At 69.9% G+C, this 12,813-nt stretch carries 15 protein-coding genes; 12 read left to right on the top strand and 3 right to left on the bottom strand.

Going from position 1 to position 12,813, the window contains the following annotated elements:
* The first annotated feature begins 1 nt into the window (after position 1).
* The 12 genes from ACYCO6_RS12960 to ACYCO6_RS12905 all read left to right on the top strand — a co-directional run bounded on the left by ACYCO6_RS12960 (position 2) and on the right by ACYCO6_RS12905 (position 10,421).
* Positions 2 to 2,026, top strand: coding sequence for a quinol:electron acceptor oxidoreductase subunit ActD (locus ACYCO6_RS12960; protein ID WP_459772165.1), 2,025 nt, complete (start codon positions 2 to 4; stop codon positions 2,024 to 2,026).
* Positions 2,023 to 2,556, top strand: coding sequence for a c-type cytochrome (locus ACYCO6_RS12955; protein ID WP_459772164.1), 534 nt, complete (start codon positions 2,023 to 2,025; stop codon positions 2,554 to 2,556). The genes ACYCO6_RS12960 and ACYCO6_RS12955 overlap by 4 nt, the downstream gene beginning before the upstream one ends.
* Complete coding sequence (locus ACYCO6_RS12950; protein WP_459772163.1) at positions 2,553 to 3,611, top strand: hypothetical protein; 1,059 nt, start codon at positions 2,553 to 2,555, stop codon at positions 3,609 to 3,611. The genes ACYCO6_RS12955 and ACYCO6_RS12950 overlap by 4 nt, the downstream gene beginning before the upstream one ends.
* Complete coding sequence (locus tag ACYCO6_RS12945; protein WP_459772162.1) at positions 3,608 to 4,096, top strand: hypothetical protein; 489 nt, start codon at positions 3,608 to 3,610, stop codon at positions 4,094 to 4,096. Before ACYCO6_RS12950 ends, ACYCO6_RS12945 begins: the two co-directional genes overlap by 4 nt.
* The gene (coxB, locus tag ACYCO6_RS12940) at positions 4,093 to 5,058 is read left to right on the top strand and encodes a cytochrome c oxidase subunit II (RefSeq protein ID WP_459772161.1); all 966 of its coding nucleotides are present in this window, start codon (positions 4,093 to 4,095) and stop codon (positions 5,056 to 5,058) included. Before ACYCO6_RS12945 ends, coxB begins: the two co-directional genes overlap by 4 nt.
* Positions 5,055 to 6,731 carry a cytochrome c oxidase subunit I gene (locus tag ACYCO6_RS12935; protein WP_459772160.1) on the top strand — a complete coding sequence of 559 codons (1,677 nt, stop codon included), beginning with the start codon at positions 5,055 to 5,057 and terminating at the stop codon, positions 6,729 to 6,731. The genes coxB and ACYCO6_RS12935 overlap by 4 nt, the downstream gene beginning before the upstream one ends.
* Entirely contained in the window at positions 6,728 to 7,387 is a 660-nt protein-coding gene (locus tag ACYCO6_RS12930; RefSeq protein ID WP_459772159.1) for a cytochrome c oxidase subunit 3, read from the top strand. The genes ACYCO6_RS12935 and ACYCO6_RS12930 overlap by 4 nt, the downstream gene beginning before the upstream one ends.
* A gap of 1 nt (position 7,388) precedes the next feature.
* Entirely contained in the window at positions 7,389 to 7,700 is a 312-nt protein-coding gene (locus ACYCO6_RS12925) for an oxidase (protein ID WP_459772158.1), read from the top strand.
* Positions 7,701 to 7,779: 79 nt separating this feature from the next.
* Entirely contained in the window at positions 7,780 to 8,559 is a 780-nt protein-coding gene (locus ACYCO6_RS12920; protein ID WP_459772157.1) for a class II glutamine amidotransferase, read from the top strand.
* 170 nt (positions 8,560 to 8,729) lie between these two features.
* Positions 8,730 to 9,470 carry a NepR family anti-sigma factor gene (locus ACYCO6_RS12915; protein WP_459772156.1) on the top strand — a complete coding sequence of 247 codons (741 nt, stop codon included), beginning with the start codon at positions 8,730 to 8,732 and terminating at the stop codon, positions 9,468 to 9,470.
* A gap of 126 nt (positions 9,471 to 9,596) precedes the next feature.
* Positions 9,597 to 10,010: a DUF1236 domain-containing protein gene (locus ACYCO6_RS12910; protein WP_459772155.1), complete on the top strand. Its 414-nt coding sequence runs from the start codon at positions 9,597 to 9,599 to the stop codon at positions 10,008 to 10,010.
* A gap of 135 nt (positions 10,011 to 10,145) precedes the next feature.
* Complete coding sequence (locus ACYCO6_RS12905; RefSeq protein WP_459772154.1) at positions 10,146 to 10,421, top strand: hypothetical protein; 276 nt, start codon at positions 10,146 to 10,148, stop codon at positions 10,419 to 10,421.
* Positions 10,422 to 10,438: 17 nt separating this feature from the next.
* Here ACYCO6_RS12905 and mscL read toward each other — a convergent pair whose 3' ends face one another.
* The 3 genes from mscL to ACYCO6_RS12890 are packed head-to-tail and all read right to left on the bottom strand — an operon-like array spanning position 10,439 to position 12,533.
* Positions 10,439 to 10,867: a large conductance mechanosensitive channel protein MscL gene (gene mscL / locus ACYCO6_RS12900; protein ID WP_459772153.1), complete on the bottom strand. Its 429-nt coding sequence runs from the start codon at positions 10,865 to 10,867 to the stop codon at positions 10,439 to 10,441.
* Between the two features lie 60 nt (positions 10,868 to 10,927).
* Positions 10,928 to 11,779 (bottom strand): CDP-alcohol phosphatidyltransferase family protein, encoded by an 852-nt coding sequence (locus ACYCO6_RS12895; RefSeq protein WP_459772152.1) that lies wholly within the window; start codon positions 11,777 to 11,779, stop codon positions 10,928 to 10,930.
* Positions 11,780 to 11,783: 4 nt separating this feature from the next.
* On the bottom strand, positions 11,784 to 12,533 hold the full coding sequence (locus ACYCO6_RS12890; protein WP_459772151.1) for a phosphatidylserine decarboxylase: 750 nt from the start codon (positions 12,531 to 12,533) through the stop codon (positions 11,784 to 11,786).
* Positions 12,534 to 12,813 lie beyond the last annotated feature (280 nt).

Raw genomic sequence — 12,813 nt, 5'->3', positions numbered from 1 at the left:
CATGTCCGGTGCCCTCCTCGACGGAACGCCCGCCGGCCCCCTGATCCCGCCCGACGAGACGCTCCAGGGCATCGGCGGCGCGGTGAGCGCGATCCCGCTGACGCATCCCGGCAACCGGCGCTGGTGGATCGCCTTCGCGGGGGCAGCCTCGCTGCTGGGCCTGTTCGTCCTGACGCTGGGCTACCTGCTCTACGCGGGCCCCGGGATCTGGGGGAACAACAACGCCGTCGTCTGGGCCCTCGACATCGCGAGCTACGATTGGTGGATCGGTGTGGCGTCGGGAAGCCTGCTGGTCTCCGGCGTCCTGCTCCTGCTCGGGGCGGAATGGCGGGGGGCCGTGAACCGTGTCGCCGAGACCCTGGCGCTGCTCGCCACCGCGGCGGCCGGGCTCTATCCGATCATCCATCTCGGGCGGCCGTGGTTCTTCTTCTGGAACCTGCCCTACCCCAACACCTACAACCTGTGGCCGCAGTTCCGCTCGCCGCTGCTCTGGGATGCGATCGACATCGTGTCGTTCCTGGTGATCTGCGTGAGCCTCTGGTTCATCGGCCTGCTGCCGGATCTCGCCACGCTGCGCGACCGCGCGCATCTGGAGGCGATGCGCCAAGTGGACGCGAAGGCCCCGACCCGCAAGCGCGCGCTGCTGCGCGCGCAGGTCTACGGCATCCTCGCTTCGGGCTGGCGCGGCTCGGCGGCCCATTGGCAGATTTGGGTCCAGGCCTATCGGACGGTGGCGCTCCTCGGCGTGCTACTGGTGGTCTCGGTCCAGACCGGCGCCTCGGTGATGCTGGCGGGCTCGCTGATGCCGGGCTGGCACAGCACGCTGCTGCCGGTGACCTTCCTGGTGAACGCGGTCTATTCCGGCGTCGGCGTCACGGCGGTGATCGTGATGCTGATCCGCCTCGTCTACGGCCTGGCTGCCCTGGTGACCCCCCGCCACCTCGACGTGCTCGGGCGCCTGCTGCTCTGCCTCGGCTGCGCCAGCGCCTATTGCTACGCGGCCGAGTATTTCGACACGTTCCTCAACGGCGACGCGCAGGGGCGCGCCGTCCTGGTGCGCCGCCTGAGCGGCGACCACGCCCTGGTCTCCTGGACGGCGATCCTCTGTCTGGTCCTGCCCGCGCAGGTCCTGTGGTCCTCGCGCGCCCGCACGGCGCCGCTGGCCATCGCGGCGGTCGGCCTGCTGGTCGCAATCGGCGCCTATGCCGATCACGTCATGGTCCTCGTGGTGACCCTGACGCAGGATTTCCTGCCCTCCTCGAGGCTGCCCTACGGGGTGGATCTCTGGGGGATCGCCACCTTCGCGGGCTCGGTGGGCCTGTTCCTGACCCTGCTGCTGCTGTTCCTGCGCTACCTGCCGGCCATCTCCATCGTCGAGAGTCGCCGCCTCGCCCTGGCAGAAACTCCGGCCACCCGGGATGCCACTCGCGAGGCCTCGTTGCGGGCCGCGGCCCGCCCGGAGGAGCCTCCGGCCTCGGCGCCGCTCTGGGGCATCTCCGCCACCTTCGCGAGCCAGGCCGACCTCGCCGCCGCGCTCCAGGCCCTGTCCGGGATCAGCTCGGATTACGTCCGCCTCGACGGGCACGGGCCGGTGCCGATGCCCCGCACCCTGCGCGCCCTGGGCCTGGAGGGCCGCTCGATCCTGCCCTACGCCCTGGCCGGAGCCCTGCTCGGCGGCGCGGGCTTCCTCGCGATGTGCCTCTACGCCACGGCCTACGATTACGTCTTCCTGATCGGGGGACGGCCGCGCCTGTCCTGGCCCTCCTTCGTGGTGCCGAGCGTCTCCTTCGCGATGATGGCGGGCTGCGTGGCGATCCACCTCGCGCTCCTGGTGCTCAACCGCCTGCCGCGGCTGAACCACCCGGCCTTCAACATTCCGGGCTTCCTGCGCGCCTCGGACGACCGCTTCTTCCTCTCGGCGGAAGCGCGCGGCGACCGGTTCGACGCAGGCCGGATCGAGCGGCGGCTCGCGGGCCTGCCGGCCGAGGCCGGGCGGCCCCTCGAGATCCGGCGGATCCCGCGATGAGGATCGCCGTGCCGCTCGCCCTTCTTGCCCCCCTGATCCTCTCGGCCTGCGGTGAGGCCGACATGGCCGACCAGGCCCGGGCCAAGACCTGGGACAAGAACCCGTTCTTCCCGCGCGAGATCACCATGCGCCAACCGGTGGCCGGGACCGTGCCGCGGGTGGATCCCGCCCGTCCGGCGCCGCAGCCGGAGACCATCAGCCGGGACCTGCTCGACCGCGGCCGGCAGCGCTACGCGGTGTTCTGCACCCCCTGCCACGGACAGGACGGGCGCGGCTCCGGGATGATCGTGGCCCGGGGCTTCCCGCCGGCCGGCGACCTCACCGCCGAACCCGTGCGCAGGGCCTCCGCGGCCGACCTCTATGACGCGATCTCGAACGGCCGGAAGGCGATGTTCGGCATGGCGCAGATGATCCCCTCCGCCGACCGGTGGGCGATCGTCGCCTATGTCCGCGCGCTCCAGCTCAGCCAGGACGCCCCCGTGGCGAGCTTGCCGCCGGAGGATCGGACCAAGCTGGAGGCGACGCAGTGAGCCGCCCCGTCCTCTTGGGCCTCCTCGGGCTCGGATTGCTGGCGCTCTGCGGGCTCGCGGGCGGCTGGCGCGGCGGGGCCGCCTCCTACCTCGCCGCTTGGCTGGTCCTCCTGGCGCTGCCGGTGGGCGCGCTGCCGGTGATCATCGTGGCCGAGCGCTTCGGCCGGCGCGTGCGCGCGCGCGGCGGCGTCGAGATGCTGGCGGGCCTGCGCCGCCTCATGGCGCTGATGCTGGTGGCGGCGCTGCTGGGGCTGCCGCTGCTCGCCTGCACGGCCCTGCTCTATCCCTGGGCCGGCGCCTCGGCGCGCACGCCTCTGGCCGCCATCTGGTTCACGGTGCCGTTCTTCGTGGCCCGAGTGGTCGCCTATCTCGCCGCCTGGACCTGGCTGGCGCTCCGCTTCGCCCGGCCCTTCGACGCGCCGGGCGAGGGCCGGACCGTGCCGGCGGTGGGCCTCCACGCGGTGGTCGGCACGCTGTTCGTCACCGACGTGATCGGCTCCCTCGATCCGCGGCTCGATTCCGCGCTGCTCGGCCTCCTGGTTCTGACCGCCTGGAGCGGCCTCGCCTTCGCGGCGGCGATCCTGCTCGCCTGGGAGGAGCCGGAGCCGGTGGGCCGGGGCCGCACCCCGCCCGGGCGCGGCCGGCTCGTGCCCCTCGTCGTGCTGCTCGGGCTCTGGGCCTACCTGCACTTCGTGCAGTTCCTGATCGTCTGGTCGGCGAACCTGCCGCCCGAGGTGGCGTGGTACTTCGCCCGGGGCGGCTGGCTCGGGCGGACGCTCTCGATCGTGGCCGGCGCCGTCGTCGTGCTCGCCGGGCTCGCGACGCTCCGGCCCGGGCGCCCGACGACCCGGATCCTGGCCGGCGCCGCGCTCGCCGTGCACGCGCTGGAGATGTTCTGGCTCGTCACCCCCGCCCTGCGCGACCGGTTCGTGATCCGCCCGAGCGATGGCCTCGCCGCCGGGGCCGTCGCCTGCCTCGCCGCTGCGCTCCGGCCTGTCCTGCGGCCGCGCGCCGACCGGGTGCCCCCGGTCCGCCGCTCCGGGAGGCCGGCATGAGCGAGGACGGCCCCTCCGGCCTGATCCCGGCGATCCTGGCCGGGCTGGCCCTGCGCGGAACCGGCTTCCTGAACGGGCGGCCGCCCCGGCCGGCGGCCAACACCCAGCGCGATCCGCGCGATCCCGGGCACGAGACGCGCGACGTCAACGTCCGCAACACCGCGCTGGTGATGGCGGGCCTCGCGCTCACGGTCCTGGCGGTCGTCGGGATAATGGTCTGGCTGATGGAAACCTTCGCGGCGAACCAGCGCCGGGCCCTGCCGGCCCTGACGCCCCAGCAGACCGCCCGGCTCGCGCCGCCGCCGCCCAACCTCCAGGCCAATCCCTACGCCGATATCGACCGCGCGCGGGCGGCCGCCGAGGCGCGGCTCTCCGGCTACGGCTACCGGGACGCGGACCGCACCCGCGCCCGCATCCCGATCGGGCGCGCCCTGGACCTGATCGTCGGGCGCTCCCTCGAACCGGCGGAGCCCGCACAGCGATGACGTCGAGCCACGCCGCACTCCAACTCTGGCCCGCCGCGGTCTCCGCCACCGCGAGCGAGACCGACTGGCTCATCCTGGCCTTCACGGTGCTGACGCTGCTGCTGACCGTGCCGGTCTTCGTGGCGATCACCTATTTCGCCCTGCGCTACCGCGAGGGCTCCGAGGCGGACCGGAGCCCCTCCGGCATCCGCTCCAACCTCATCGAGATCAGCTGGATGCTGATCCCGTTCCTGCTGACGCTGATCTTCTTCGTCTGGGGCGCGCGGCTGTTCGTCGAGTCGAAGAACCCGCCCCCCGACGCCCTGGTGGTCGAGGCGATCGGCCGGCAGTGGATGTGGAAGTTCCAGCACCCGACGGGCCAGTCCGAGATCAACAACCTGCACCTGCCGATCGGCCAGCCGATCCGCCTGCACATCATCAGCCAGGACGTGATCCACGCCCTCTACCTGCCGGCCGTGCGGATGCAGGTGGCGGCCCTGCCCGACCGCTACACCGACCTGTGGTTCAAGGCCGACAAGACCGGCACTTATCACCTCTACTGCTCGGAATATTGCGGCACCGACCATTCCGTGATGGGCGGCGAGGTCACCTTCATGAACCCCGGCGACTACCAGGACTGGCTGACCCATGCCGGCGCGCAGCAGGGCAAGGTCGCGGCGGGCCGCGCCCTCTACGAGGCCTATGGCTGTGCCGGCTGCCACGAGCCGGGCTCGGCCGTGAAGGCGCCGAGCCTCGCGGGCCTCTACGGGTCCCAGGTGAAGCTCGCCGACGACCGCACCGTCACGGCCGACGCGGCGTGGCTGCGCGAAAAAATCCTGAACCCGAACGGCGACCGGCTCGCCGGCGGGGGCAAGCAGGTGATGCCGAGTTTCGCCGGCCGGATCCCGGCGGACGAACTCGGGACCCTGATCGACTTCCTGAAATCCTATTCGACTTCAAAGGCCGCGGACGCGACACGATGAGCGCATCGGGCAGCATCGGCGGCACCGCCCGCCGGGAACCTCACGCCCCGGAATCGACGATCGGGCGCCGGACCGACTACCTGCACGCGGAATCGACCCTGCGCTCGTGGTTCCTGACCACGGACCACAAACGCATCGCGATCCTCTACCTCGCCTCGATCACCGGCTTCTTCGTGATCGGAGCCCTGGCGGCCGGGGTCGTGCGCCTCGCGCTCGTCGTGCCGAACGGCGCGATCATGACCAACGACACCTACAACAAGGCCTTCACCATCCACGGCGTGGTGATGGTCTGGTTCTTCCTGATCCCGTCGATCCCCGCGACCTTCGGCAACTTCCTGATCCCGCTGATGATCGGGGCCAGGGACCTCGCCTTCCCGAAGCTCAACCTGACGAGCTGGTACGTGTTCATGGCGGGCGCCCTGTTCACCCTGGTCTCGGTGGTGCTGGGCGGCGTCGATACCGGCTGGACCTTCTACGCCCCGCTCTCCACCGCCTTCTCGAACACCTGGGTCCTGCCGGCGCTGATCGGCGTCACCATCGTGGGCTTCTCGTCGATCCTGACGGGCCTCAACTTCGTGGTCACGATCCACACCATGCGAGCGCCCGGCATGACGTGGTTCAAGCTGCCGATCTTCGTCTGGGCACACTACGCCACCAGCCTGATCTTCCTGCTCGCCACACCCGTCATCACCACGGCGCTGATCCTGCTGATCATGGAGCGCGCCTTCCACATCGGGGTATTCGACCCGGCCTACGGCGGCGACCCGGTGCTGTTCCAGCACCTGTTCTGGTTCTACTCGCACCCGGCCGTGTACATCATGGTCCTGCCCGGCATGGGGGTGATCTCCGAGATCGTCCCGGCCTTCGCGCAGAAGAAGCTGTTCGGCTACCGCTTCGTCGCCTACGCGTCGATCGGGCTCGCCTCGGTGACCTTCTTCGTCTGGGGCCACCACATGTTCGTCAACGGCCAGAGCGATCTGGCCTCGCTGGTGTTCTCGGCCCTGTCCTTCGCGGTGGCGGTGCCCTCGGCCGTGAAGGTCTACAACTGGACGGCCACGATCCATAAGGGCGCGCTGCGCCTCGACACGCCGATGCTCTACGCGATGGGCTATATCGGCCTGTTCGTGCTCGGCGGCCTCACGGGCCTCTACCTCGCGACGCTCGCCATCAACCAGCACATCCACGCGACCTACTTCGTGGTCGCGCATTTCCACTACATCATGGTCGGCGGTACGGTGCTGGCGTTCCTCGGCGGCCTGCACTTCTGGTGGCCGAAATTCACCGGCCGGATGTACAGCGAGCCCTGGGGCCGGGTCTCGGCGCTGCTGATCTTCATCGGCTTCAACGTGACCTTCTTCCCGCAGTTCATCCTCGGCTATCTCGGGATGCCGCGGCGCTACGCGACCTATCCGGCCGAGTTCCAGCTCCTCAACGTGCTGTCGTCGGCCGGCGCCACGATCCTGGCCGCCGGCTACATCTTCCCGATGCTCTACCTCGTCTATTCCCTGTGGTTCGGGCGGAGGGCGCCGGCCAACCCGTGGAACGCGAAAGGACTCGAGTGGGAGACCGCCTCGCCGCCGCCGACGCACAATTTCCTGTCGCCGCCCGAGGTGCCGCGCATCCCCTACGACTACCCGATCCAGGCCCAGGAATCCCGGGACCAGCACGGATGAGCGACGGGCTGGCCCACGGCGTCGGGGTCGCCCGCGCCGAGCATTTCGAGACGGTGGCACAGCAGCGCCAGGCGGCGACGCTCGGCATCTGGGCGTGGCTGATCACCGAGCTCCTGCTGTTCTCGGCGCTGTTCCTGGTGGCGCTGATCACCCGGATCCAGCACCCCGAGGCGACGGTCGCGGCGGCCAAGCACCTCAAGTTCTGGATCGGCGCCACCAACACGGTGGTGCTGATCTGCTCCAGCTTGACCATGTCGATGGCGATCGCGTTCTCGCGCATGGGCTGGCAGCGCGCCATGGTCCGGGCGATGCTCGCGACCGCCGCTCTGGGCAGCCTGTTCCTGGTGCTGAAAGGCTACGAGTACTATGCCGACTGGGACGAGCACATGATGCCGTTCCTGGCCGACCGCCCCTTTGCGCTCGCCGAGACACCGGCCTCGCGGCTGTTCATGAACCTCTACTACGTGGCGACGCTCCTGCACGCGCTCCACCTGTTCACCGGCATCGCGCTCCTCCTCGGCATGACCTGGATGGCCGCGAAGTCCGGGTTCCTCGCCCGGCACCAGAACTGGATCGAGATCTACGGCCTCTACTGGCACTTCATCGACCTCGTCTGGATCCTCGCCTTCCCGATCCTCTACGTGGTGAACCGGTAGGATGCGCAACCCCCTCGCGACCCTGAGCGCCGACGACCGCGCCCTGCTCCGGCGGCACCTCCGCACGCCCGGACTCACCTTCCTGGCGCTGCTGGCGCTCCTCGCCGTCAACGTCACGCTGGGTGCCACCCTGCCCTTCGCGCAGGTCTGGATCGTGGAGCTCCTCGTCGTCGCCGTGATGGTGGCGCTGATCCTTCTGGTCTCCATGGAGGTGATCCGCGAGCCGCCGCTGATCCGGCTGTTCTCGGGGCTGGGCTTCTTCTGGGTCGCCATCTTGGTCGGCATGACGCTCACCGACTATCTGGCACGCTGAACGGCGCGAAATCCGTTGTCCGGGCGGCCGAACACTCCTAAACGTCGCCGCTCCCCCGCCCTGCCCCGGCTGTAATCCGATGTGCGAACTGCTCGGCATGAGCGCCAACGTGCCGACCGACATCCGCTTCTCGTTCGCCGGCCTCGCCCGGCGCGGTGGTGAGACCGGGCCGCATGCCGACGGCTGGGGCATCAGCTTCTACGACGGGCGCACCTGCCGCAGCTTCCACGAGCCGGAGCCCAGCGCGCGCTCGCAGCTCGCCCGGCTGCTGCGCGACATGCCGATCAAGAGCCGGATCGTGGTCGCCCATGTCCGCAAGGCCAATCGCGGGCGGGTCAGCCTGGAGAACACCCACCCGTTCTCGCGGGAATTGTGGGGGCGCCGCTGGACCTTCGCGCATAACGGCCAGCTCAAGGGCGTGAAGCGGTTGCCTCTGGGCGTCTTCACGCCGATCGGCTCCACGGACAGCGAGCACGCCTTCTGCTGGATGCTCGGCCGCCTCCAGGATCGCTTCCGCGCCCTGCCCCGGCCCGAGACCCTGGACCGGGCCGTGGCCGACCTCGCCGGCGAGCTCCACGCGCTCGGCGTGTTCAACATGCTGCTCACCGACAGCCGCACCCTCTACGCCCATTGCGGCAAGCGGCTCTGCTATCTCACCCGCCGCGCGCCCTTCGGCAAAGCCACGCTGATCGACGAGGATTGGCAGGTGGATTTCGCCAAGGAGACGACCGAGCACGACGTGGTGACGGTGATCGCCACCCAGGCCCTCACACGGGACGAGTGCTGGACCGACCTCGCGCGGGGCGACGTCCTGACGCTGCGGGACGGGGCGATCCGCCTGTTGAGACCGACAGTCTAAGCACAGCTGTGACCCGTGCGAGGGTGCATGCCCGCGCCCGATGCGCTAGAAAGCCCGTAATTGGGAGAGCAGCGGCCGAATTTTCACGGGAGTTCGGTTCGACAAGCGATCCGCCTCGACCTTCTCGGGACCGGAGGTCGAGCCACGATGAGCTGACGAGTGCGACACGCATGACCCGCGACGACACCGATACCGTCCTGTCCCAGGAGGACGGGACTCGGGATGGCCGCCCGAACCTCACCCCCGGCATTCGCACGCATCTCGGGGAGCACCTGCGCACCGTCTACGAGCGGATCGGCGAGGAGACGATGCCGTCCCGCTTCGCCGAGCTGATCGAGAAGCTCGAGGCGGCGCTGCGTGCCCGCGGTGAGGCGATCGAGCCTGAATTCCGCAACGGCCTGCTCGCCGCGGTCCCGTCCTTGCGCGCCTTCGCGCTGTCGCTGACGTCGAACCCCGCCCGTTCGGACGATCTCGTCCAGGACACCCTGCTCAAGGGCTGGCAGCACCGCGCCCGGTTTCAGCCGGGGACCAATCTCAATGCGTGGCTGTTCACGATCCTGCGCAACATCTTCTACTCGGATCACCGCAAGCGGGTGCGGGAGGTCGAGGATCAGGACGGGTCCTACGCGGCCCGGCTCGCCACCGCGCCGCACCAGGGCGACCGGCTGGACGTCGAAGATCTGCAATCGGCGCTGGCCAAGCTGCCGCCGGACCAGCGCGAGGCCCTGGTCCTCGTGGGGGCCGAGGGCGTCTCCTACGAGGAGGCTGCCGCCATTATGGGCTGCAAGGTCGGCACGGTGAAGAGCCGCGTCAGCCGCGCCCGCGGCCGGCTGGCCGAACTCCTGGGCTACGACGAGGAGGATCTCGGCTCCGACCGGTTCATCCAGTCGGCGATGCCCAAGGACGCATGAGCGCGGCGCCGGCCTCGATCCGGCGCGCTGCAAAAAAGGATGCATCCGAATCCGGGGATCGGGCGTTACCGGCCCGAGCTTCGCCGCGTCTATGCGGCGGAACGCCACGGAACGGAGATGTCCCGTATGACCTTCAAGACCCTCATTGCTGCTTCGGCCCTTGTCCTGTCGCTGCCGCTGGCCGCCCAGGCCCAGGGAACGATCCCGGGTGCCGCGCGTGGCGCGGCCGCGGGTGCCGATGCGGCCGGCCCGGTTGGCGGCATTGTCGGCGGTGCCGTCGGAGCGGCCACCGGCACGGTGGGCGGCATCCTCGGCGTCGACATGGCGCCGCGCTTCCGCAGCTACGTCCGCGAGCGCAACGTCCGCTCGTACGACTATGACGGCCGCGTCGCCGTCGGCACCACGCTGCCGGCCTCGGGCGTGACCTACTACGACGTGCCGAGCGAGTACCATGTGCAGCCGGGCTACCGCTACACTGTGGTGAACGATCGCCCGGTGCTGGTGGACCGCAGCCACCGCATCGTCGAGGTCATCGACTGATCCTGCGGGCCGGTCCCGTACCGGCCCGCGGGGCCCCGGAGCCCCGCTCCGGGGCCCTCTCCCATACGCGGCCCTCGGCGGCGCAACACTTCGCCCGACCAGCCGTTGAGATGCCGTTCGACCTGTGAGGCGGCCATGAGCGACGATCAGAGCGAGCATGGTGCGACGCTGCCGGAACCGGTGCGCGACCATCTCGGACAGCAACTGCGCGGCGTCCTGCCGGTGGGACCCGACAAGCCGCGCTTCCTCGGCGACGACCCGGTGCCGGACGTGTTCGAGCCGCAGATCCGCCGGCTCGAAACCCGGCTGAAGACCCACGAGGAGGGCACCGTCGCCGTCGGCCAGGCTCTCGATCAGATCCTCGATGCCCTCGGCGTCAAGCCGGAGGACAAGGACAAGCCGGAGGGCTGAGCCCGGGCCCGCTTGCCTCAGACCCGCGGCTTCCCGGCCAGGATGTCGCGGATTTCGGACAGGAGCTTCACGTCGGCCGGCACCTCGGCGGCCTTCTCCGGCTGCGCGGCCTGCGCGTGCTGGAGTTTGTTCATCGCGCGGATCACCAGGAACAGCACGAAGGCGACGATCAGGAAGTTCAGGGTCAGGGTCAGGAACTGCCCGTAGCCGAGCACCGCGCCCTGCTTCTTGGCGTCCGCGTAGGGCAGACCGGCCTGCACCTTGGACGAGAGCGGGATGTAATAATTCGAGAAATCGAGCCCGCCCGTGACCGCGCCGATCACCGGCATGAACAGGTCCTGGACGGCCGAATTGACGATGGCTCCGAAGGCCGCGCCGATGATCACGCCGACCGCGAGATCGACCACGTTCCCGCGCAGCGCGAACTTCTTGAATTCCTCGAGCATCCGCCAGCCCCCCCCGCCGAATACCGCCAAGATAGGAGACGGTGCCGCGAAGGCCAGCGCCTATTCCGGCGCGGACCGGCCGCCCGTGGCCAGCGCCGGCCGGTCCTCGGCCACGGCCGCCAGCTCCGCCTTGACCCGGCGGCGGTACTGGGCGGCGACCACCGGGATGGTCAGCAGGTAGCCGGCGCTCACCGCCACCAGCGCCTCGAACGGGTAGCTGATCAGGATGCCGAAGGCCGCCACCCCGAACAGGAAGATCGGCAGGACGAGGCCCCGCGGCACCCGCTTGCCCATGGTCTTGCCCGAGTAGGTCGGGACCGTGGAGACGACGAGCAGCGCGATGCACAGGACGTAGACCAGCACCGCCGGCGCCGCCCAGGTCTCGATCCCGAACCCTAAGAAGTGCATGTAGAGCGGCAGCATCGCGGTGAGCGCCCCCGCCGGGGCCGGCATGCCGACGAAGAAATCCTTCTTCCATTCCGGCCGGTTCGGGTCGTCCAGCATGGCGTTGAAGCGGGCGAGCCGCAGCGCCATCGCGATGGCGAAGATCAGCGCCACGATCCAGCCGGCCGACTTCAGGTGGAACAGCACGAAGCCGTAGAGGATCAGCGCCGGGGCGCAGCCGAAATTGACGAAGTCAGCGAGCGAATCGAGCTCCGCCCCGAAGCGCGACGTGCCCTTGAGCAGCCGCGCCACCCGCCCGTCGATGCCGTCCAGTACGCCCGCCGCCACCACCGCGATGACGGCCGGCTCGAACTTGCCCTCGAAGGCCAGCCGGATCGCGGTGAGCCCGAGGCAGAGCGCCATCAGGGTGATCATATTGGGCGCGATCATCCGGAACGGCACCGGCTTGAACCGGCGCGGGCGCGGCTCGTTCGGATCGGGCGCGAAGGGTGGGAAAAGCTCGTCCATGGCCTCAGATCCGCTTGAACAGCCGCTCCGGGCCGCCGCCGAGATCGGCCAGAATCGTCTCGCCGGCCACCGCCTTCTGCCCGAGCCCCACTAGGACGGTGGATCCCGCCGGCAGGTACACGTCCACCCGCGATCCGAAGCGGATCAGGCCGAACCGCTCGCCGACGCCGAGCACGTCGCCCGCCGCGACGAAGCCGACGATGCGCCGGGCTACGAGACCGGCGATCTGCACCACGCCGACGCGCTTGGGCTGGCCGGCATGGCTGGTCTCGATGACGAGCCCGTTGCGCTCGTTGTCGTCGCTGGCCTTGTCGAGCTCGGCGTTGAGGAACAGGCCCGGCGTGTAGTGGATCTGGCCGATCCGCCCGGAGACCGGCACGCGGTTCACGTGGCAGTCGAAGACGTTCATGAACACGGAGACGCGCAAGGTCGGCACCTGCGGCAGATCGAGCTCGGGCGGCGGCAGGACGGTGGCGATGAGGTTCACGCGCCCGTCGGCGGGCGAGACCACGAGCCCGTCCGCCACCGGGGTGACCCGCTCCGGGTCACGGAAGAAATAGCAGACCCAGAGAGTGAGGATCAGGAAGATCCAGCCGAAGAACTGGGAGAAGTAGCCGGCCAGCACCGTGAGCACGATGCCGATCAGGATGAAGGGATAACCCTCTTTGTGGATCGGCACGAGCGTCCGGCGGATCGTCTCGATCAGGTCTGTCATGGGTTTTTCGGACTCACGGGGCCGCGGGCGGGCGGACATGTCGGACGCGCGGATGGCAGCCCGCCGGGCTGCCGTCAACTTTCCGACGGTCGCGGGCTGCCGCACGGCCGGGTTCTTAGACCGTCCCCCGCGCCGGAGGATCGGCGCTCCGGGATCGCCGCGCGCCTCTGTCACAGACGCGACGATGCTCATGCATCTCTGGCCGCCGCGCACTCTCCTCCTTCGTGCGGGGAGAAGGGCTTGCAACATCGTCGAAGGCCGGGTGGGGTTTGCAGGGCACGAGCCCGATTTCACGGTCCGTGCCCGGCTGTGCCGGCCG

This window comes from Methylobacterium sp. CM6257, from assembly GCF_054611515.1.
Note: the sequence above shows the minus strand (reverse complement) of the source record. Positions and strands in the feature narration are given on the sequence as shown.